The 19833-nt window shown below is 43.6% G+C and carries 27 protein-coding genes and 1 pseudogene; 3 read left to right on the forward strand and 25 right to left on the reverse strand.

Annotated elements, in window-relative coordinates; genetic code table 11:
• Window positions 1-244: 244 nt before the first annotated feature.
• Window positions 245-1096 (reverse strand): DUF417 family protein, encoded by an 852-nt coding sequence (locus ACNKW2_RS12555; RefSeq protein WP_419148889.1) that lies wholly within the window; start codon window positions 1094-1096, stop codon window positions 245-247.
• Window positions 1097-1271: 175 nt separating this feature from the next.
• On the opposite strand from ACNKW2_RS12555, the gene ACNKW2_RS12560 reads away from it, so the two are divergent.
• Window positions 1272-1922: a tRNA (adenine(22)-N(1))-methyltransferase gene (locus ACNKW2_RS12560; protein ID WP_419148890.1), complete on the forward strand. Its 651-nt coding sequence runs from the start codon at window positions 1272-1274 to the stop codon at window positions 1920-1922.
• Window positions 1923-1925: 3 nt separating this feature from the next.
• Here ACNKW2_RS12560 and ACNKW2_RS12565 read toward each other — a convergent pair whose 3' ends face one another.
• The 9 genes from ACNKW2_RS12565 to ACNKW2_RS12605 all read right to left on the reverse strand — a co-directional run bounded on the left by ACNKW2_RS12565 (window position 1926) and on the right by ACNKW2_RS12605 (window position 7696).
• Window positions 1926-2675 carry a substrate-binding periplasmic protein gene (locus ACNKW2_RS12565; RefSeq protein WP_419148891.1) on the reverse strand — a complete coding sequence of 250 codons (750 nt, stop codon included), beginning with the start codon at window positions 2673-2675 and terminating at the stop codon, window positions 1926-1928.
• A gap of 96 nt (window positions 2676-2771) precedes the next feature.
• Window positions 2772-3344 (reverse strand): nucleoside deaminase, encoded by a 573-nt coding sequence (locus ACNKW2_RS12570; RefSeq protein WP_419148892.1) that lies wholly within the window; start codon window positions 3342-3344, stop codon window positions 2772-2774.
• 27 nt (window positions 3345-3371) lie between these two features.
• Window positions 3372-4223, reverse strand: coding sequence for a hypothetical protein (locus tag ACNKW2_RS12575; RefSeq protein WP_419148893.1), 852 nt, complete (start codon window positions 4221-4223; stop codon window positions 3372-3374).
• A gap of 8 nt (window positions 4224-4231) precedes the next feature.
• Complete coding sequence (locus tag ACNKW2_RS12580) at window positions 4232-5056, reverse strand: hypothetical protein (RefSeq protein ID WP_419148894.1); 825 nt, start codon at window positions 5054-5056, stop codon at window positions 4232-4234.
• A 123-nt stretch (window positions 5057-5179) separates the two neighbouring features.
• Entirely contained in the window at window positions 5180-5569 is a 390-nt protein-coding gene (locus tag ACNKW2_RS12585; protein WP_419148895.1) for an HIT family protein, read from the reverse strand.
• Window positions 5570-5602: 33 nt separating this feature from the next.
• Window positions 5603-5914: a hypothetical protein gene (locus ACNKW2_RS12590; protein WP_419148896.1), complete on the reverse strand. Its 312-nt coding sequence runs from the start codon at window positions 5912-5914 to the stop codon at window positions 5603-5605.
• A 46-nt stretch (window positions 5915-5960) separates the two neighbouring features.
• Window positions 5961-6401 carry a hypothetical protein gene (locus ACNKW2_RS12595; RefSeq protein ID WP_419148897.1) on the reverse strand — a complete coding sequence of 147 codons (441 nt, stop codon included), beginning with the start codon at window positions 6399-6401 and terminating at the stop codon, window positions 5961-5963.
• Window positions 6402-6482: 81 nt separating this feature from the next.
• Complete coding sequence (locus ACNKW2_RS12600; protein WP_419148898.1) at window positions 6483-6647, reverse strand: hypothetical protein; 165 nt, start codon at window positions 6645-6647, stop codon at window positions 6483-6485.
• A gap of 122 nt (window positions 6648-6769) precedes the next feature.
• Window positions 6770-7696: an NAD-dependent epimerase/dehydratase family protein gene (locus ACNKW2_RS12605; RefSeq protein WP_419148899.1), complete on the reverse strand. Its 927-nt coding sequence runs from the start codon at window positions 7694-7696 to the stop codon at window positions 6770-6772.
• A 389-nt stretch (window positions 7697-8085) separates the two neighbouring features.
• On the opposite strand from ACNKW2_RS12605, the gene ACNKW2_RS12610 reads away from it, so the two are divergent.
• Window positions 8086-9348: a peroxidase, FMP-type gene (locus ACNKW2_RS12610; RefSeq protein WP_419148900.1), complete on the forward strand. Its 1263-nt coding sequence runs from the start codon at window positions 8086-8088 to the stop codon at window positions 9346-9348.
• A 297-nt stretch (window positions 9349-9645) separates the two neighbouring features.
• A complete protein-coding gene (locus ACNKW2_RS12615; RefSeq protein ID WP_419148901.1) occupies window positions 9646-10656 on the forward strand; it encodes a diguanylate cyclase domain-containing protein in 1011 nt (336 codons plus the stop codon).
• Window positions 10657-10708: 52 nt separating this feature from the next.
• Here ACNKW2_RS12615 and ACNKW2_RS12620 read toward each other — a convergent pair whose 3' ends face one another.
• From ACNKW2_RS12620 to ACNKW2_RS12690, 15 genes and pseudogenes are all read right to left on the reverse strand, one after another.
• Window positions 10709-11194: a DoxX family protein gene (locus ACNKW2_RS12620; protein ID WP_419148902.1), complete on the reverse strand. Its 486-nt coding sequence runs from the start codon at window positions 11192-11194 to the stop codon at window positions 10709-10711.
• 133 nt (window positions 11195-11327) lie between these two features.
• Complete coding sequence (locus ACNKW2_RS12625) at window positions 11328-11810, reverse strand: GNAT family N-acetyltransferase (RefSeq protein ID WP_419148916.1); 483 nt, start codon at window positions 11808-11810, stop codon at window positions 11328-11330.
• 55 nt (window positions 11811-11865) lie between these two features.
• A complete protein-coding gene (locus tag ACNKW2_RS12630; protein WP_419148903.1) occupies window positions 11866-12192 on the reverse strand; it encodes a hypothetical protein in 327 nt (108 codons plus the stop codon).
• 55 nt (window positions 12193-12247) lie between these two features.
• Window positions 12248-12931, reverse strand: coding sequence for a SurA N-terminal domain-containing protein (locus tag ACNKW2_RS12635; RefSeq protein ID WP_419148904.1), 684 nt, complete (start codon window positions 12929-12931; stop codon window positions 12248-12250).
• A 277-nt stretch (window positions 12932-13208) separates the two neighbouring features.
• Entirely contained in the window at window positions 13209-13571 is a 363-nt protein-coding gene (locus tag ACNKW2_RS12640) for a gamma-glutamylcyclotransferase family protein (protein WP_419148905.1), read from the reverse strand.
• 407 nt (window positions 13572-13978) lie between these two features.
• Window positions 13979-14785, reverse strand: a complete 807-nt coding sequence (locus ACNKW2_RS12645) for a substrate-binding periplasmic protein (RefSeq protein ID WP_419148906.1) — start codon at window positions 14783-14785, stop codon at window positions 13979-13981.
• A 207-nt stretch (window positions 14786-14992) separates the two neighbouring features.
• Entirely contained in the window at window positions 14993-15151 is a 159-nt protein-coding gene (locus ACNKW2_RS12650; protein ID WP_419148907.1) for a hypothetical protein, read from the reverse strand.
• Window positions 15144-15569, reverse strand: a pseudogene (locus tag ACNKW2_RS12655) (serine hydrolase domain-containing protein). The gene ACNKW2_RS12650 and the pseudogene ACNKW2_RS12655 overlap by 8 nt, the downstream one beginning before the upstream one ends.
• Window positions 15570-15878: 309 nt before the next feature.
• Window positions 15879-16043, reverse strand: a complete 165-nt coding sequence (locus ACNKW2_RS12660; protein WP_419148908.1) for a hypothetical protein — start codon at window positions 16041-16043, stop codon at window positions 15879-15881.
• Window positions 16044-16407: 364 nt separating this feature from the next.
• Window positions 16408-16743 (reverse strand): hypothetical protein, encoded by a 336-nt coding sequence (locus ACNKW2_RS12665; RefSeq protein WP_419148909.1) that lies wholly within the window; start codon window positions 16741-16743, stop codon window positions 16408-16410.
• A gap of 183 nt (window positions 16744-16926) precedes the next feature.
• Window positions 16927-17355 carry a hypothetical protein gene (locus ACNKW2_RS12670; RefSeq protein WP_419148910.1) on the reverse strand — a complete coding sequence of 143 codons (429 nt, stop codon included), beginning with the start codon at window positions 17353-17355 and terminating at the stop codon, window positions 16927-16929.
• Window positions 17356-17459: 104 nt separating this feature from the next.
• Window positions 17460-18170, reverse strand: coding sequence for a polysaccharide deacetylase family protein (locus tag ACNKW2_RS12675; protein WP_419148911.1), 711 nt, complete (start codon window positions 18168-18170; stop codon window positions 17460-17462).
• A gap of 117 nt (window positions 18171-18287) precedes the next feature.
• Window positions 18288-18728 (reverse strand): hypothetical protein, encoded by a 441-nt coding sequence (locus ACNKW2_RS12680; RefSeq protein ID WP_419148912.1) that lies wholly within the window; start codon window positions 18726-18728, stop codon window positions 18288-18290.
• A 205-nt stretch (window positions 18729-18933) separates the two neighbouring features.
• On the reverse strand, window positions 18934-19305 hold the full coding sequence (locus ACNKW2_RS12685) for a hypothetical protein (RefSeq protein ID WP_419148913.1): 372 nt from the start codon (window positions 19303-19305) through the stop codon (window positions 18934-18936).
• 61 nt (window positions 19306-19366) lie between these two features.
• The coding region (locus tag ACNKW2_RS12690; protein ID WP_419148914.1) for a hypothetical protein at window positions 19367-19833 on the reverse strand (467 nt) is incomplete at its 5' end.

A 19833-nucleotide genomic window follows, 5' to 3' on the forward strand; every position in this document is an offset into this window, starting at 1 on the left:
GTGAAGCAGCTCTGACAACTCAAACTCAATGGGTGATCCCACATCTGGCACACAAACTTTCAGGGTGCCAATAAAAAAGCCAATACGATACATAAGTTAGCTTAGACCACTCTGATATAAGTTAAGACCTTAACTTATTCATATTTATTTTTCACGACGCCAATTGCTCTTTTTGCAAAAGTGTCAGGAAAATGCCTATTTGCTGCACTTTTCCCAACTCGAAGAGGTATCGTTAGTTGAAGGGTTAAATTGACTTTGCGGCGTGCTGTGAATTACAACTTAAAAAAGTGACGACCATTAAGTTTGCAATAAACCAAAGATCTTTGATCACGAACTGACCAAGCCCTGCTAGTAAGCTCGTTTCACTGAACGCCCCTGAAGCGCTGAATAAAAAAGTTTGGGTCATTACAAACACCCCGAGGCAACCCGCAACCGCCACTAAAATGATCAGTGGCCGCTGTAACCACAGACCAAGCCCAAGTAACAGAGCAAAGAAAATATCGTATATACCAATGAGGTTAGAGGCTTGCTGTACGGTGAAAAGCGTATACAACCACGACATCAAGGGCGAAGTTTCTACTAGCGGCACAATTGCTCGGGCTTCTAACTCTAAAAACTTCATACCACCAATCCACATTAACACCAGTGCCACAGGGAAGTAATTAAGGTAGATCAGTGTTTGTTTGCTTAACCGCTTCACTGGGTATAAAAAGCAGGCAATGGCCAACAACGCAAAGTACTTGATCACGCCCTGACCAGAGCCAATCACAGGAAAACCACCGTGTTCAGCAATCCAGCGCTGCGAGCTGAGCAAAGTCAGTAACATCAATGTGCTCAGCAAGAGTAACCCAGCAAAAGGCAACCAGTCAGCAACAATCCGGTATTGCTGAAGTAGCATAAACGTGGCTGTCAGTAGCATCGCAAAACCAAAGAGCATTCCCGCTTGAGCAACAGGCAGTAGGTCGTTGAGCCCGTAAAATTGCGTAACCGCACTGACATTACTGGCCCCACCACCAAATAAAATCGACAGCCCAAGCAATAACAAGCTCACAGCGACCAAAGCGGTAACAGCAGTATGGATATGTTTAATCGTCATCGTTTTCTCTATATTGTTGATTTGAAGAGTAGACCTGAGTTTTACTAAAAGGCATTCACACGCCTTGTAAAGTCTTAGCAAAAGCATGTTTGAGAGGCAGTTTGATAGTATAATCGCGGCTAAATTTTTGCCGCTGGGCGGCAGTCGCTATCAGCCATTGCATCAAGGAGCTGCTGTGAAACTAGGTAAACGACTACAATACCTGCACGACATCATTACGCCTGACTATCAGCATATTTGGGATTGTTGCTGCGATCACGGCCAACTGGGCGCGGCACTATTGCAAAGTTCTCAAGCACATGTGCACTTTGTTGATGTTGTGCCCGAGCTAATAGACAAATTACAACTCGAGTTAGGACACTATTTTGCTGACTATCAACATCGCTACAGCACCTATGTTATGGATGTTGCACGCTTGCCTATTTACCAAGATGGCAGCAAACAATTGGTGATCATTGCAGGCATTGGTGGCGACCTAACCGCGGAGCTAGTATCAAAGCTAACGGCCAGCCTCGACGATAATATTGATTTGCTATTGTGCCCCGTGCATCACCACTTTACCTTGCGCGAGCGCTTGAGGGAATTGGGCTGGAAACGAAAGCATGAGTCATTGGTAGAAGAGAACCAGCGTATTTACGAGGTGATTTATGTAAGCCAAGACATCACCGCGCAAGCGGTGTCTACGGTTGGGCAATCTATATGGCAACAAGGAGCATTATCATCGCGCTATTTGGCTAAAACCCTCGCACATTACCAACGCGTGGCCATGGGAAAACCTGAGGCACAGAGGATACTCGATGCCTACCAAGGCTTAGCTCCTTTATAAAACTTATTGCACTCGCCAGCGTGTTAAAATTTGTTGTTGTGTGCCATCGCTGGCCAAGGTCTTAAGCGCGGCTTCAATCCGCGCGGCAAGCGGCTCGGGAAAATGGCTATTAACGGCCAATGCCAGCTCATTAGGAAAGCGTGTTAGTACTAATTTCTGCTCTATTTTCTCAGCGTCCAACGACAGCGTGTGCAGCTCATTTTGTAAACTGAGCGAGTTGGTAAATACAAAGTCAATGCGGCCTTTATAGAGCAATTGCCAAAGCCGCTCGTGATCCGACACCAACACCAATTCATAGCCTTCATTAAAGCCATGTTGTTTCAAAAACTGTTCGCTGTAATAACCCCGAATGGTACCAGTACGATAAGCTTTTGCTTCTGCCAAAGTGGTAATGGGTTTGTTTAATGTCGTTAAGCCAATAAGCGACGCTTCGGCATGGGCCATGGTGCCTAAAAAGCGAAAGTTAGCCGCTCTAGCGGGGGTTTTTAGCCAAGACAGTAGCGCCACATTGGTTTTGGTTTCAAACTCATGCAGAACGCGCGCCATCGGCATTATTTCAACTACCGCGTTAATCCCCGCTTGGCTGGCAACGGCTCGCGCCAACTCCACCAGCGCACCACCCGGCTCTCCCGACTCATTGACATAGTGATATGGTGGCAAGTCTTCTGCCACAAAATGAACCACGTCTTGCGACTTTGCAGAGCTACAAAACGTTATAAATGCCAACAACAACCACAGCAATGACTTAACCATTCAACCTCTGTATGATTAGCGCACTTAAGAGCTTTCTAGTGTGCACTTTTTCAGCGAATGATTCAATTTTAATCACAACACATCAGTATCTTGTGCTTAATCGTGCTTTAATGCAGCCAAACCTTGCCAATCTTCAAGTTCTTGCTGCGGATGCTGCAGCCTAAAATTACGATACAGCTCAATCCCTTGTTGATCTTCAATAATATCCACCTCAACTCCCTTGCTGCTCAATAAGGCTTCATTGCCTTGAGCATTCGTCACATCGCCCACCACCACACGTTTAAATCCCCGCATATACAGCAAAGTGGCACACACATCACAGGGGCTGAGACTGGTAAATAAGGTGGTCTGGCTAAAATCAATGCGACCCGCATCACGAATAGCCGCTGTTTCGCCATGGTTATACGGGTGGTTTTCTTGCACTAAGGTATTGTGGCCCTTCCCAATGATGCGGTTACTTTGGTTATCGACTATCACGGCACCAATGGGGCAACCGCCCTCTTGTAGGCTTTTTTCCGCTAGCAGCACTGCAATACGCATAAAGTCGCGGTCTGTCAGGCGATGAAAAAATGCATCGCTGCAAAGCGCTGACAAGCTAGATGTGGGCATGTGGGCAATGGCCATTAATGCCGCCATGGTGATGTCAGAATCTTGTTGCAATAATGCCATAATGGCTTACTCCTTTCGAAACGCAGCTTAGGCTAGAGGTGCTTGCAGTTTAGCAAGGCTATCACTGAGTAGCGCCACCATGTTAGCAAACTCTTTGTCCTCAGGTAATTCAAGGCCATGAGCGGCATGGGCTATGTACTTGGGTGGTACAAATAAGTAAGTGCGCCTTTTGAATCGCCAATGACGCACTTTGTGCTTGGCTTGATGCTTTGATTCATCTAAGGCAGCCAAAGAAAAAATATCTCGAGGGTCGGCCTCTGTCATCTCAGCATCGCTATTAACGCTAAGCGGCTCTACTTTTAACAGCACCGCTGAGGTTTGCGGCACCCCTAACAATAGCTCGCCAATAAAGAAAATACTGCCACCACGACATAGCTTTTTTTGTTGCTCATCTAACGCTTGCTGCTGCGAAGGTTGTGCTTGTTGATAGCCCATGCCATTGAACATAGCACCGCTAAAAGGCAGTGGCTGATCACCAAAATCACGGTTTAGCACGTGTTGCAGCCAAGCTTTGGTTAAACTGCGACCTACTCCTTCATGACTAAAGGTGCCTTGTTCAACATTGGTCTCCACAAATAAGCCGGAGTCCGCCAAAATATTCTTCACCGCTTGGTAGTTAAACAGTGAATACGGCCGTTTGGTGATCGGGTTCTCAGTACTGGCAAGCGCCTTGGTCATGGCGGCGAAAAACACACTGATATCGACAAATGCGGTTTTTAGCTCACCATCGAGTTGCTGCAGACCCTCTGGTGTAGCACACAGCATAATATTGCCCGTTTCATTAAACACGTAATGTTTCGTAATAGCCTGATATTTTGTGTCTTTGCCCTGCATCTCTGGGGCTTTAGGTCGCCGAAACCAGCTAAATGGATTTGCCATAGGACTGCTTAGCTATCTTTTTTACTGGGTTTTTCCGCCGCAGTGGGTGGCTCCTCTGGCGCAATCGATGCCGTAAGAGAATCGATCAAATTATTAAACTCAGGATCAGACATGGCCTCATTTAAAGACGCAGCACGCTTAACAAATTCTGGTGGCACAAACAAAAAAACCGACTTGGTTAGGCCTAGCTTTACTTCAACGTGATTGCCTTTCAAGCATGGGCCGGCTTGCCAAATGGTTTTTACCGATTGGGCATCGGCAGAGACAATAATAGGCGTAATTGAAATTGCGCCTAGTAAATATTCACAGACAAAAATAATGGTGCCTACTTTTTTGCTTTGGCTAGTATTGCTCGCAGCAATGGTGATGGCCGCCTCCCCCATTCCAGCTATCATGTCGGTCAATGATTTGGCTAAACTTGCTAGGTTACCACTGAATCCCAGCAAGGTCTGCAGCAACTCGCTAGAGAAGGTCACACCGGCTTGCTTGCTATGAAAGTCGATATCACTTTCGGTAACCTTAACAAATAACCCGGAACTAGAAATAATGTTATCGAGGGCATCAAAGTCGTAGAGGCTTTTCCCTGACTCTGCCATGGCTTTAGTTAAAGCGGCAAAAAAAACACTGACTTCAGCAAACGCGCTTTGTGCTTCCTGGGGGAGCAGGTTGCCATCAGCACCGTTGTTTAAGGTACTGGCAACAAATAAATTGCCCGTGGCATTCATTACAAACTGCTTGCTGGCAGGCACGTCATTGCTGTTATTGCTGGTGAGATTGGCGGCGCGAGTTTGGGAATTACTGGTGTACATTGCGCCAGATTGCGAATTGGCCATATTATTTCCTTATGCACAAAAAGTGGTTGTAAGGTTCAGTATAGCCGACAATATTAACCATTTCATTACAAATGTAACTAATCAAGTTCTGTATCAAGCAGCCTGCTTGTTCACTTAGTTAGTTTAGAAATCGGCCAAGGCTGCTTGCAATTGCTCCTGCGATTGTAAATTTTGCCCCGCTCTTGCAAACTGAAAAGTATCATTTTTATAGCGTGGGATAATGTGTAAGTGATAATGGTTGAGCTCATTAACATGGCCATTATTTTGCACTAAGGTAATGCCATCCGGGGAAAATTTAGCCTCTATGCGAGCATAAATGACTTTGGCAACATCGTTAATCTCTGCCAGCACCACTGCAGGAACCTCAAGTAAAGTCGCAAACGGCAGTTTGGGGCACACTAAAATATGACCAGGATTTATGGGGTCATGATCCGCAAACGCGATGACCTGATCCGATTCATAAACAATAACCGCCGCCGTTTGTCGCGCTACAATTTGCTCCACAACTGTCATTTATTCACTCCTTTATCTTAGTGTATCAATTATTTAAGCCTGAAATGCAGCTATGGCAATCCAACCAATATGAATGAACATTAATAGGTATATCACCTTAAATAACCAGCGGCGCCGTTTTATAAACACGTCAATGCGATTGTCGTTGAATGCTGCAAAATGACCGCTTTGCAAAGCTGCATGAAAGTTCACCTTGGCGGCCTGCTGTGCATTACCTAAATTAGGCTGGCGGAGTTGTTGCCACGCTTGTGGGTAGGCTTGCTCAACATAGGCTTGCAACCGCCTTAGCGATACATAATCAAACGATAATAATAGCAAAATTAAAACGATAATAACGCCCTGCACTGTCCGCTCCTTCAAATAATAGACGTCTTAATTTATTGTGTGGCCATCACTTTTCAAGTTGCTTAGGCAAAGTAGACTCACGCAGCTGCTGCTCGGCTATACGCGCTTGAACTTGCTCTAACTCAGCCGTGCTCAATGGCCGGTATGCCCTTGGGTACGGCCAACCATAGCCCCACCTAAAACTCGTGGGTAAATAAGGCGTTCCGCCAATACGCACCCCAAGCAACATGAGGCTGGCGACATCCGGTTCACCCAGTTTGCTGACACAGGCTTTTAATTCCAAATCAGCACGTTCGCGGTCTTGCTCGCTGCCACCTTGCCAATAAGCCAGATCGTGGGCTGTGCAACAATCCAACCACAGCTGTTGCTGCACTAGGGTACCGTCAGGAAATACGCTGCAGCCGTCACTGGTAAAGGGCTTAAGTTCGGCGCTTAACAACTGACATGAAGCGGTTAAAAAAGCGAGATAAAAGCTGAGTTTTAGCATGGTGTTAGTGTTGATAGGCTCGTCCCTACATGCAGTGACTTAGAACGCTTAACACTGGTCGCCACTGCATCCTCATTGAATTTACTTTTTTCTTTTGTTTGGGAATAGTTTAAACCAAAACAGCATCTCAAGTGCAAAGCCCAAAGCTATAAAGAGAAACACTCCACTGCTAATGCCTTGACTGTATGCAGCAATAGCCGCAATAAGCAGGGCCAGCATGATTATAATTCGATGAATTTTTTTCATGGTTTATCCTGTTAATGAACATCTTGAGTCTATCCTGTATAAATTTGAGAAACAAGACTCTCAGTATCCCGCTAATACCGACTCACAGACAAGTCAGCATTAATTACAGGAGTTAGTGGGCATTACCTCGTCTCGGTTAACACTTTCTTTATCCCTTCAGCGAACGGGGTAATGGCAAAATCGGGAAAACGTGCCTTAAATTTGTCCGCCAGAAAAATATTGTCCACCTGATAGCGTGGCAACAGTTCCAGTGTTTCTCGTATTTGTGGCCGCCATATTGCCAACAACTGCAGTTGCCACTTTTTGATGACCCGATAACGATAGTCTTGCCCTGTTAACTGCCGACACAAATCAATTAAAGCGCCATAACTCATACGATTATCATCACACGGTAGGTGCCACGTTTGGTTGTAGGCTTCTGCTGTGTTACCAAGCAGCGCCATGGCACGACTGGCGTCGGGTGTGTAAATCAAAGAGCGCACCACATCGTCGCGCAAAAACACCTTAGCCGGCTCCCCTGCAGCCAGCTTTTCTAACACCGTGGCATTGGTAATACTTTGTGTTTTACCTGGGCCATAAAACTCTGGAGCTCGGCAGATCATCGCGCTAACTCTGCCCGACTCAATGGCCGCAAGCACTTGCTGTGCAAGTTGTGCTCTCACTTGTCCTTTTTTACCATAAGGCTGAAATGCGGTGGCTTCAGTCATGGGCACAGCGGTTTGTGGATACATATAGGTATTATCAAAAAAGACTAATTTTGTTCCATGCTCTTGGCAAACCGCGATAACATTCTCTACCATCTGCGGGAACTGAGTTTGCCACGTTTTCGTATCAAGTGGCAGACCGGCGGTAAAATACACCACCGCGGAACCTGCAACGGCTGCTAATGTCTCGTCGTAACAGGTTAAGTCCGCTGCAAACAGCGTATCACTATCATTGACTTTAACTGGGTTGCGGCTGACTAAGCGAATGTCCTCGGTGTGGTTTTGTTTCAACGCCTTGGCAAGCTCTATTCCTATTTGCCCTGTTGCTCCTAATATCGTTTGCATAAGTGCCTCTGATAAATACTGCAGTTGCAGCACAGCTTATCCTTAAAGTTAGGTTTAAGGTCAATAGCGTGACCATTATCCGGGCATTATTACCTTGCCAGCATTGCGCTATGCTTGACCTTAATGTTCACTTTAACGTTAGAGTTACCAACTTATCTTCGCAAACCACAACGACCTCTTAACGCCACCACAATGTATAAAAAACGTAATGCCTTGTAATTGATTTGTTAACCACCTTGTACCATCTTTATTGAGTCTATGTTAGCCAGCCACAGCTAATGCTGCATTGGTATTTCAACATAGCCTCTACCGTCATCCAGCTTGATGCCTTAAGTAATAAGACACCAAGGCCGGAGTCTCAGCTAAAATAGAGTGTTAAGGAGCATAACATGCCTAAGGAAACACAACCGTCATCTGTTCGACCTTATAAAGAATGGCAAGAGGGCCAACCAAAAGGCCCACAATTTGGAATTTTATCAAAACTCAATGGCACTTGGGTTAACTGGAAAGATGGCCCCCGAGGCTTACATACCACTTGCATGCCATCGCCCGGCACCTCATCAGAAACCATTTTTGGTGTGTTCCATTTCAAATCGCAAGAATACCGTGAGCAACTGACTTTTACTCAGGTGAATGAACCGGTGCGAAATCGTGCAGGTTCGAATGAGCAATTTAATGCGGCCGTGAAATACGAAACCGCCATCATTGATAACGATGAGGTGTTACAACACTTTGAAAATGGCATGTATCTGTGGCTTGGTGACAACCAAATGCCATGGCAAGACGATAGCCCATATCAAAACCCGCCAACCATGTTTAAACACACTTCCAGCGCTGAGTCGGTAAAAGTTGACGCCGCTGAGCCGGTAATGGGCCCAGGCGAGCTAGGCCCGCAATTTGTGCCACCTCATTCAATATCGCGCTCTGGTGTGATCCCTCATGGCACCACAATTCATATCACCGGTAAAGTCGCACAAAGCAGCACATCCGGAGATGCACCTCACATTGCGGATTTATGGGAGCAACAATATTTGGCTATCTCCCCAACCATGGGGATGGATCCCTCTCGGGATTTAATCGCCGGCTCATTGGAAAAACCGAAGTGGACCGAACTGCCAAGAAAAGACCAAGAAGGCGGCGGTGTGAACAGCGCCAGAGCGTACTTTCAGCGTATATTTAATTACGACCAATTTGGTGCCAAATTCCCTTACACAGTACAGCCAAACCTTAAGCTTAGTGAGGCCAATCAAGGACTTAAATTTAAGCGTTACGACATGATTGCACTGGACTCGCAACATGAAACCGGTGTTCAAGGTGCTACCGTCAACAATGTTATGATCGAGCGTTATTGCCGAGTAGCGCGTATGCGTCATCGCATGTGGCTAGAAGAAATTGAAATACCAGATGGTCAGGGTAATACCAAGGTAATTGACCAGCTACAGTACGAGCAAATCGTTGACTTTGAATTTATGTTTGGCTCCAGCGGTGAAACCACTCTGTGGCCACATATTCAAGTAAATACCTTGCGCCGTTTGGAAGATATTCCAGAAGCAGACAGGCTCACCCCAATTAAATTAGACGAAGTGGCCGACAAAGACACCGTGAGTGCACCGAAAGGCGTGGTTCGTCGCATGAATCACACCAGCGAATAACAGCTCTACTAGTGCTGCAATTACCACAATAATTATTTCACTAACAGAAAGCGTCATGTGCTGCTTTGAAACACCGGGATGTGTTTCAAAGCAGCGCTAGCGACTGGCTTAAAAAGCTCGTTCTACTCTTTATACTTATATTTAAAGACCAAGCAGGTAAGTGCTTAAGGGTACTATTTGTTAACTTCGATCAAATTACAGTCTAATTGTAATTAAAACTCGCCATAATTTAAAAATTTACTATATTATTTTAGTAATAAACGCAATGATTAGCTGGTTATGGTGTTGACTCGAACAGTGAAATACAAACTCACCCAGACATGGAATAGCTTATTACGCCATCTCATGATTAGTGATGACCGAGCTTCTGAGCAGGTTGCTTCATCTCAGCCAAGTTATGAAGCACTGAGCTCAACCCTTAGTGCTATTCCAGATCTTATGTTTGAGCTGGATAGTGAAGGCCGCCATTGGGAAGCCCATGTATTGCGGCCAGAGCTATTAGTTGCCCCCGCGGAGCAGTTACTCGGCCATACCGTTACCAATGTTATGCCCCAAGCAGCCGCCAAGTTAGTGATGCAAGGCTTAGAAGTGGCACAGCAAAGCGGTTATGCCCACGGTATTCACATCCATTTACCCACGGCCATTGGCCCGCGCTGGTTTGAAGTGTCGATTGCTCGTAAGCAAGTATCCGCTTGCGAGCAGCAAGACCTACGTTTTATTGTGTTGTCACGAGATATTACCGAACGCAAATTGGCCCATCTAGAGGCCGAAAAGTTAGCCTATATTGATCAGCTCACTGAACTGCCTAACCGCCATGCAGTTCAGCATGAACTACTGGCTCGGGTGGCATCGCAACACCTTCAAGGTTTTTACAGTGCACTGTTGTTTTTGGATTTAGACGATTTTAAAAACATCAACGATAACCATGGCCACCATGTTGGTGATTTACTGCTAAAACAAGTAGCACAGCGGTTGCGAGACAACGTGCGTGAAGATGATATGTTAATTCGCTGGGGTGGTGATGAGTTTATTGTGTTACTAAACAAGTTGTCTGACGATCATCAGCAAGCACAACAATTTGCTACCACAATTTGTAGAAAAATAGCTGATAAAGTCAGTGAGCCTTATTTTTTAGAGCATATTGAATATAGATGCCACATCAGTATTGGCGTAAGCTTATTTAACGACCCCCAATGTTGTATTGATACCATCATCCAGCAAGCCGACAGTGCTATGTATAAGGCCAAAAAATCGCACTCTGAGCGCTATGCCTTTTATCAGCAAGCTGGGGTTGTCACTGACGAGTAAGCGTTAACGCGAGCAAATATAGATACGAAAACCACGCCATTACACCGCAACGTTAAGCCTTTAGCCATTTACCTTGATACCGCTCACCTTTTATGCACAAACAATAAGCCCAAGCAATAACAAGCAGCTGCAACGGCGTTCTTATTAATAAGTAAACCGGCCCCCATTGATGGCCGCCCAGACCTATACTATGAAACGCGGCATAAATATTGGCGGGAAAGAAAACCACCAGCACGGCAATGGCAATTTTCACCCCCAACACTTGAAACCGGGGGATGAATAACATTACAGCAATCAGTAGCTCTACTAAACCTGTGAGGTAAACCAAAGCAACCCGCATAGGCACCCAAAGAGGTAACATGTCGACCATGCCTGCGGTTTTGACTCCATGACCCATTGCAAAAAATACAAACGCCAAGCCAAGTCCCCAACATGCGCTTTTTTGCAGGCTAAAACTATAGTCCATGAAGCGCCCTAATAGATAGGTGACAATAACAGGGGTAAGTAAAAGCAGCACGATAATAGTCGGTGTGATCATATATTTATCCTTAAATAATGCCGTTAATTTATTATATTATGCTCCAGTTGGCGGCGCTGGCTTTGCGCTCAACGCATCCGTATCAACTACCAGAGCACCACAGCTAAGCATTCTTACATGACTGCAACAGCCTCTACTGATAAGACGTTGAATTCAGGCCATAAAGCCTTAACGCTCGATTGTAAAAATGAACGGTGCCCAGCGGCATAAATCCCACTTTTTTTGCCACCGTAACAGAAGCCGAGTGATTCGGTTCAATCAAGGCATATACCTGAGTAATTGCCTGTTGCCTAGTATAAACCACCACAGCTTGCGCGCATTCAGTGGCCACTCCCTGACCCCAATAGTTAACGCCATAGCGATAACCAATGTGGATGATATCTCGGTCATCAAGCCGGTCACATTTTAAACCACAAAAACCCAGTAAGTTATCGGAGCCTTTATCTACCACCGGCCATGGACCAAAGCCATGCTGTTGATATGAGGCAATACAGCTTTTAATAAAATCTCGCGTTTGCGCTTGGCTCACCACCCCATTAATTGAGTATGCCATCACCCTTTCATCGGCTAAAATTTCTGCCAATGCCTTGGTATCGTCAAGGGTGAATTGTCGCAGCTGAAATCAACTTGTTGCTATACACATAGTCGCTCCATCAACGTAGTTATGTTTTTTATTCGTTATGCTCGTGCTCTGATTGACGTAACCACAGCCAAAGTTTGGCAATAACACCTGCACACAAACACCAAAATAAGATAATTCCAGCAAGCACGCCCCAAGACGCCTCTATAGCTCCGAACTCAGCATACGTCACACTGGTATCTGCGAAAAGCGACTCGAGTCCGCTCATCAGTGGAACATTCACCCAAATCATGGTGCTGGCCACTAATAAAACAGGCTCTAACTGAAGAGTTGCAAACAACATTAGCAACAATGGTGGTGCATTAAAAAGTACGCCTAACAGCAAAAAGCGATATAAAAATGGGGTTGAGAAAAACATTAATCTACTCCAATAAATCCCAGCACTTATGAGCAACTATATCAATGTTTTACTGTTATTGCTGTGCAGTTTGCAGCCACCAAGGTTTAGAAAAATCAACCTTATCTTCAGGCACTATGTGTGAATGAGGTTTATTCAATGCTTGCCAGAACGCCGCTTTCATCTGCTCATGGAAGATTTCAAAGTGCCCGTTGGCTCTGCTGTCTTTTAAGAATGCCTTATAAGCCCCCACTGGCTCTAACGGGTTTGCCTGTTGAAAAACCACAACCCCACCATACTTTTCATACAAAACCTTACTCAACTTATAAGTTTTGACGTAGTTTTTATGGCTTTGATATACCTGCGCTTCATACTCAGCCACTTCATCTTGAGTAAGCTCAGATAGCATCTCTTTGGTCATATCACTTTGTGAGCCGCCCATAAATTCAGAGAAAACATTCACCTCTTCGTCGCTTGGCTCTACGTCATTGTGTTTCGCCAGCTCTTTAATTAATGCTTGCCAAATAAGTGATGATAATTTATCTGCGCGGGCTTTGTCTTTGAGCTCAGGCTCTGTTAGTTCTGGGTTGCCAGCACGATAGAGGCTCATTTTTTGCTCTACCGGCTCTAATTGCATTAGCAAAACAGGTTCACCAAAAACCGTTGCCACCACCTTATTGCCAGACTCAGCGTAACCAAGGGTACTCACTGAGTAGATCACGAGCGCTATAATAATGGTTTTAGTATGAGTGATACTCATAATTTCATCCTTGTGTATTGTTAGTCCTGACAGACTGTTATCGATAAAGATAGGTAATAATCTTGCACCTAATACAGGAAATTATCTTAATGTAGGAATTAACACAAGCAGGTCTGGTGATTAAGAGGCGCTTTAAAAAGCGTTTTTTCATTTTTAACGCGAAGCAACTGCCAAGCTCTTTATAGCGTGATGTGTTGACATAAGCACTACAAAGCTGACTTGAAATGATGGCTATTGTGTCATTTCGTATCTCGAAAACCGTGACAGAGCGATACACTCAAGCCGTTGCAGTCCGGCTCACCTCAGTAACTGCGCAAACGTAAGCCCAAGCTTGAATACCCGAACGAAATTCCTCTTTCACTCGAGTGTACTCATCAACTTCGTAGTCATCAGCTTGTGCAAGCTCTTCTGGGGTAAGTTCAAATACACTCCCGGCAACGGTGTCCGTCGGCTTTCCGGTGTATTTTAGAATTGGGTGAACGGCCTTACCACTGACATCGATAACAGCGGGATCCTTTATGACCACTTCACTCAATATATAGCCAATTAATGTGTCTTTCTGGCCCGTCAATTTTCGACCAAAGGTTTCGATTTGCACGTTTTCTTGTTGTAATGTGCCATATGAGAATAGCTTCTCCACTTATTACCTCTTCTATAATACCGTAATAACAGCGACTACTTTATACCATGCTTCCAAGCCCCAGTACTAATATGGCGTTCATAACAAGCCATAAAGTTTTTCTTGCTCATGACTTACTCATTTAACGTGCTCGGTTTTTTTTATACCAATTCGCTTAATTAAGTGAGCCATTTGAGGAAAGGAAATGTCGTCGATAACAAGATAAAAATTATGCTATTTAGTTGCTCTAAATAGCATAATTTAACGCCGCTAGCGTCAAATTCACTCTCTAAAATTGAGCATATAGCGAGACTGCTAGGCACATTTTAGCTCAGATTGACATCAAGCTTTGGCAATTGAACATGATTACCCCGTTTAATTACCATGCCACATCGTTCGCCGCCGAGCTGTGTGTGGCAAAACCTGGGTTAGTAATTGACTTCGCCACTAAGGCAGGGCTGTAAATTTTCAGCGATCGACATAGTTTGATCTGGCTGGTTTTCAATATATTGCGCCACCAGCGCTTCTATGTATTTTTCCGCTTTAATTTCATTTAGAGACTTTTGTAAATCTAGCACCATTTCTGGCGCTGTTGCTTTATTCAAAGCAAGAAAATTGCCCACGAGTAGATCATCCTGCAATGCTAACACAGGCACTACGTCCTTAGGGGTCAAATCAACATTAGCAAGCTGATAACCAAGCGTTAATGATGAGCCGATGATCAGATCTAACTTGCCGCTCTCAAACATAAGGATATCTTCATTTTTCTTTGCAAAAGTCAGGTAATGAGCATTTTCAACTAATCCTATTTTTTGTAACACCGATTCATAAATATCTCCTCTGGGAATGCCTATGGTGTAACGACGAAGCGCTTTGCGGCTCTCTAGCTTTATATCCGTCCTATCGCGTAACCGATAAATGCAGGAGTAACTGGATGCCAATGGCCCAACCCAAATAAACTTTTCTTCTCTATGTGCGGTGCGAGATGTGGAAAACACTCCTCTGTTAGGAGCCTTTTGGGCATTTCTGTATGCCCTTTTCCAGGGGAGCAGCTTAATGTTGCACTCAATTTTAGCCCGCTCACATGCTTCAATGATGAGATCGGTATTCACCCCCACTAATTCATTCTCTGTGGAAAAATTATACGGAGGAAACGTTTCTGTATACAAGTCTAGGACCTTAGCGCTACTAACGGAGCAAGTAAGAGCACCAAGCAAACCGAACCACCATTTCATCCTGCGATCTCTTTGATATTTTCAATATGCATAAAAAGGCAATGCGTTATTACGGTTAAAGGCTACATGAGATCAATATAGTCAACTTCAAAACACTATACAATCAAACAAGCTAACTCATTAGCATAGTTACATTTAAATAGTATGATTGCCCTTGTTTGCTTATTGCTGCATCAGATCCATAATGCCCATGTGGCTATGCTCTCATTAAGACTCATTTTTCTGTAAGGCTTGCTGGTATCGCTCAACAATCTCATTAGAGATATCATTTAGGCCTTCTTGAATGCCTCCCGCAGCTGAATTGGTAACAATAAAGATGTCCATCTGTTGTTTAGGATAAATTGCTAACCAAGCTGAGCTACCCATCGACCCACCACTGTGGTAGTACATCGGCTGGTTTGAGTTTTGCTGGTATGTGTTCCAATAAACGGTATTTCTCTCCAGGTTCAGAGCTAAGTTGATACTGGCCTAAGTCTACAAAAAATTGTTGCTGTGAATACGTTGCTATTTTTTCAAAAGCTCGCCCATTACGTCTATCTTCCGAGGTGTAGGAAAAGTCTTGCGGTAAACCACTGCGATGTGTGGCCAAATGACGCAAAGTGATGGGCGTATTTGAGTACTGCAGATTTTCATAACCGTCATAACCTAAGTAAGTCCTAATATCCTAATCTAACTGCACTTTTTCATCTAAGACTGCTTGAGCAAGGAGCAACCCTGTGTAAGTTTTGGTGATGGAAGCGACTTCAAATACCGTATCGCTGTTTGGCTTTTCACCGCTTTGCAATTGCCCAAAAAAAGCCTGATAAGAGTGCTCATCATTAACAATGGCTATAAAAGAGGCATTGGAAGAGCGTTATAGGCCAGCCAGACATGACCGAAGTAAGATTGCGCGCTTAGGTTGTGTATGCCTGAAAGTTCTAAAGAAGAGTTTATAAAGGGGACTGAACAATCAATGAAAACAATATGTAAAATGCACTACAAATAACCGTGAAAATAAGAAAGTGCTCCCCACGCTTTCGCTTACAAAAGCCTTTCTTTTGCTATTAACCTAAGTAGCGCTCTTTTAAAAAATTATAATTAATTGGCTAAGCAATTAAGAGTTATTGGCTTTATTTAGTGTGGCCACTGACATAAATCCTAAGACCGGTAATAGCACCAAAGTTAAAAATTGTGGCGCCCCCAAAATGGCTGCCGATAAAATCGCCGCGGCCCACATCAGGCTAATTGCAGTCGATTTGTTGTTGCAAACTTTCATCATAAACTCCATTTAGTCTTGGTAGCGTCAACTTACAACCTAGCAGCATATTGGCGAGTTGTATATTTTCAAGCAAAATATCGGCTTGCCCTGGGATCACTCCTCGCCTAATTTAACCGCCATAAAACAGCGGCTAAAATCAAGAGCGACGGAAGCTGCTTAGCACTCCCCCATTAACTTGACTTATCAGGCATACTTTCGCTGCAGCAAAAACCAGAAATACCAGAAGTATAAGTAACGAGCATGGTTAACCAAAAAGCTGTTCTAATTACCCACGATAGAGATTTTTGACAGCAACTGAGACACACCATTGAATGCCTAGCAATTCACTCCTGAAGACTTCTGTTTTGTTCTAGCTTAGCGCTTTTTAAGTGCGCCCACAAACCTCTTCGTTTTGCACCAACGATTTGGCCTGCAAATGCTCTTTCTTTTGCAGCTCTTGGTTCAGCTCAGGCCCATTTAATGTTAGAAAACTATTATCTAGCTCGTCGTATCGGTCTATTCCTGTTTGAAGTGCTAAACAGCTTAGTTTAACCAGTTCTGCGGTCTCATTGCTTGACACTTTTTCAAGAACTTGTGAGTAAATTTTATTCTGTGTATGAAATGCGCTTTGTCCCGATGTTTGAAAGACCATTAGACTGGGCACCGCAGCTAAAGTAAAACCAACCACCAGTGAGATTACACATAAAATAAGGGTTTTCATATCTTCTCCTTGAAGTACATAGATATTATGGCTCCCACACAGAGCTAATATTAGCTTTTGCGTGAGAGAGTTTCTTAAAATGCCAGAACCATGATTAGGTTGTCAAATAACCAACTGTTAAAAGGCTGTATAATATTGGCAGCGCCAAAAGCTTAAAGTGAGCTTTTAACCCCATTGGCCCAGTTAGGAGTTGCCTCCAAACTTATTATCGATCTTTTGAGCAATATTTAATAATAAATAGAATATAGCGCCAACCAAAAAAGCAACAGGAATGCCCCATAGTTCATATTGCCATTTGAACACCATAAAGGTCCAAAAAACGCCTATACATACTGACCCAGCGATGGAGTTTGTTAGAAGTGAACCTGACCGATGCTGTCCAGAAAGCGTTAACTTAGCAATTCCACGAGCCAATTCCCCCGCTCCAATGCAGCCAACGAAATAACCAGCTAACTCAAAATTTAACACTAGCTTTTTATCAAATAGTGGAAATATAGCCCAAAGAAAGCAATATCCGAGTGCATACGCACCTGTAAATACCAAAACAGTCAATGCTGAATGAAACTCAGGCCTTGTTCTTCCGTAAAGGTAGCGGATTAAATGACTAAACATCTTTATTACGAATCCCCTTAAACTCCTAACGCCGCCAAAATGGGTTGCGCTAGCTGGCGGAAATTTGTCCCATATTTTATGACAGCTTGCCTATCCCTTATTTGTTATGCATTTCCCCCTAGCAACTGTGAGACCGTAACAAATTTGTAGCCCTTTGCTCTCAGCCCCTTAATTATTGGCCCTATAGCGCCTCGCGACTCACTGTTTTTAGACCCCAAAACGTGTAAAAGAATAATTGAACCTGGAGTAGAAGATTTAATAACATACTCTGCGATAGACGCGGAACTTCCTGCAACTTTAGGATAGGTTTCAGGCTCAACATTCCATGTGATTGTTTTTATTCCTTTCGATTTCAAATAATAAGGCAAAACAAAAAGCTTTTTACCATATGGAGGCCTAAAGTATATCTCGCTCTCAAATCCAATCTGGCGAATTAAGGCTGTAGTGGAGTCGATTTCCTCCCTCACTTCGTCAAGCCCCATTAACATCATATTTTTATGATTGTACGAATGATTGCCTATCTGATGACCTGCGTTAACCAGATCTATAGCCGATTGCTTGTTTTGTTGAATTCCCGACCCATTGAGGAAGAACGTACCCTTCACATTATGATCTTCGAGGATATTCAACACTTGAGTGGCATATTTCGCCCCCCAAGGACCATCGTCAAATGTTAAGGCGATAACCTTTTCATTTGTTTCGGCCTTTGCGACTATCTCTCCAAAAAACTGAAAAGTTCTTGATTTACTTATATTCCAAGCTCCCAAAATCATTACTACAGAGAGAATCAATATCGTCAGGTATACTCTTTTCAATGGCTTTCATCCTTGTTTTCATAACTCTTGATAAAAAGCAAAAATAGCAGGCTAAAATTAGCGACGAAGGAATGCAAACCTGCTGTTTTGCGTCCTTGGTTTAGGCACCTGTTATATCTACTTTTCATCTTCTTCATAGATTATTGACGCAAGGGCTGGGCGAACAACAGCAAGAATTAGAACAATAATTACGAGTGCCCCCATAATCAATTTAACTAGTTTAAAGAACCAAGGCCTTTGCCATATTTTTCCAGTTTCTTCCTCTAGCTTCTTTTGTTTGATGAATTCATCGTAAGCTTTATTCAAGTCATTGTGTTTAGTAATTTCTGGGTACTCAATAACAATGCCGATTTTTGCCAACGAGACACGAGCCAATTCCGATTGGTCTTGGTTGACGTATAGCATATGATTTTTCACATCGGCATAGTAGTGAATACGCTCTTGATCTAATACATCTGCGATTTTAACTGAGTCAACTACACGCATATCTTGAATTAGCGGTCTATAAATTGGGCTATCTTCATTTGCCCATTTAACGACAAAAACTGCAAGAAGCATTGATATACCCAATACCAGAAGTAATTTGTGTTCTTTTGTGACTAGTTTACTAATTTCATCTCTCCATGATATCGATTCTAAAGCCGAATTTGCGAGTAGTTATAACGCCTTACTAATGGGCGCATAAATGCTTGGCTAAAATTAGCGAAGAATGAGCGCCAGCCAAGCGTTAGACGTCCCATTTATAATTGCCTTGTTAGCTATACTATGCACCAATATAAGTGTTGATTAAAACACCAGACATACCAACTACGATAAAACCGAAAAAGAAAATAACGACGGTTCGCTCTGGTATCACATGCACAATTAAAGACGGCATTTGTTTAAAAATGACTAAAGGCGGAACAAACAATACAGAATGACATTCAAATTTTTGATATTGCTTCCATACTTTTAAAAGAAACAACTTTACGCCTGTTAAATACATTAATACAAAGGTAGAAGCACCCAGCACCTCGATTAAAGCCATTAACTCCATGCCCATCATGATTTCAGGGCCAGCCATTAAGAAAACAATAACTATTGCTAGTGAATGCCAAATGCCTTTTGACATTAAATCTTTGATTCGTTCAAACACTAACCCCTCCTTGTATAGCTAACGCCTTTAGCAACGGCGCAGCTTTGCTGCGTCCGATTGCCTAAACTTGTTCTGTGTTACCAAGGTAATTTACCTTACTTTGGTACGTTTTGGATGCACTAACCAACGAGGCTGTGCAAACACTGCAATAATGATCAAGTTGACCATGCTTAAACTCGAAAACCATTTTTGCCGATTCAATATCTTTTGGTTCTAAACCTTCAGTAGCTACCAAGCCATAGAATGTTTCTTTGAGGGTGTTCAGAGCCATCCTCAGTGGTTTTATGTGTAGAAACCTTTCTGGACACGGCTCAATTTCAGATACATAGATTTCTATAGAATCTAGACCGGCTTCCTTACAGGCTTGACCAAGATGAGGATGCACAAAGGAAAGCGCACTTACCGCATGGTGAGCGATGCTTTGTACAACACTTTTTAGTCGTTTATGAGATGCCATGATTCTCCTGACACAGAACGCTTTAGTATTCATGCGTACGCAGTACGCATAATCGCTTGTTGAACTGGGCT

The sequence above is a fragment of the Pseudoalteromonas 'SMAR' genome (genome assembly GCF_048515945.1).
Classification (GTDB): Bacteria; Pseudomonadota; Gammaproteobacteria; order Enterobacterales; family Alteromonadaceae; genus Pseudoalteromonas.

Coding starts and splice junctions, on each gene's coding strand:
- ACNKW2_RS12555 (WP_419148889.1), bottom strand. CDS start 1,096: ATGACGATTAAACATATCCATACTGCTGTTACCGCTTTGGTCGCTGTG.
- ACNKW2_RS12565 (WP_419148891.1), bottom strand. CDS start 2,675: ATGGTTAAGTCATTGCTGTGGTTGTTGTTGGCATTTATAACGTTTTGT.
- ACNKW2_RS12570 (WP_419148892.1), bottom strand. CDS start 3,344: ATGGCATTATTGCAACAAGATTCTGACATCACCATGGCGGCATTAATG.
- ACNKW2_RS12575 (WP_419148893.1), bottom strand. CDS start 4,223: ATGGCAAATCCATTTAGCTGGTTTCGGCGACCTAAAGCCCCAGAGATG.
- ACNKW2_RS12580 (WP_419148894.1), bottom strand. CDS start 5,056: ATGGCCAATTCGCAATCTGGCGCAATGTACACCAGTAATTCCCAAACT.
- ACNKW2_RS12585 (WP_419148895.1), bottom strand. CDS start 5,569: ATGACAGTTGTGGAGCAAATTGTAGCGCGACAAACGGCGGCGGTTATT.
- ACNKW2_RS12595 (WP_419148897.1), bottom strand. CDS start 6,401: ATGCTAAAACTCAGCTTTTATCTCGCTTTTTTAACCGCTTCATGTCAG.
- ACNKW2_RS12600 (WP_419148898.1), bottom strand. CDS start 6,647: ATGAAAAAAATTCATCGAATTATAATCATGCTGGCCCTGCTTATTGCG.
- ACNKW2_RS12605 (WP_419148899.1), bottom strand. CDS start 7,696: ATGCAAACGATATTAGGAGCAACAGGGCAAATAGGAATAGAGCTTGCC.
- ACNKW2_RS12610 (WP_419148900.1), top strand. CDS start 8,086: ATGCCTAAGGAAACACAACCGTCATCTGTTCGACCTTATAAAGAATGG.
- ACNKW2_RS12620 (WP_419148902.1), bottom strand. CDS start 11,194: ATGATCACACCGACTATTATCGTGCTGCTTTTACTTACCCCTGTTATT.
- ACNKW2_RS12630 (WP_419148903.1), bottom strand. CDS start 12,192: ATGTTTTTCTCAACCCCATTTTTATATCGCTTTTTGCTGTTAGGCGTA.
- ACNKW2_RS12635 (WP_419148904.1), bottom strand. CDS start 12,931: ATGAGTATCACTCATACTAAAACCATTATTATAGCGCTCGTGATCTAC.
- ACNKW2_RS12645 (WP_419148906.1), bottom strand. CDS start 14,785: ATGAAATGGTGGTTCGGTTTGCTTGGTGCTCTTACTTGCTCCGTTAGT.
- ACNKW2_RS12650 (WP_419148907.1), bottom strand. CDS start 15,151: ATGGGTAGCTCAGCTTGGTTAGCAATTTATCCTAAACAACAGATGGAC.
- ACNKW2_RS12660 (WP_419148908.1), bottom strand. CDS start 16,043: ATGATGAAAGTTTGCAACAACAAATCGACTGCAATTAGCCTGATGTGG.
- ACNKW2_RS12665 (WP_419148909.1), bottom strand. CDS start 16,743: ATGAAAACCCTTATTTTATGTGTAATCTCACTGGTGGTTGGTTTTACT.
- ACNKW2_RS12670 (WP_419148910.1), bottom strand. CDS start 17,355: ATGTTTAGTCATTTAATCCGCTACCTTTACGGAAGAACAAGGCCTGAG.
- ACNKW2_RS12680 (WP_419148912.1), bottom strand. CDS start 18,728: ATGCTTCTTGCAGTTTTTGTCGTTAAATGGGCAAATGAAGATAGCCCA.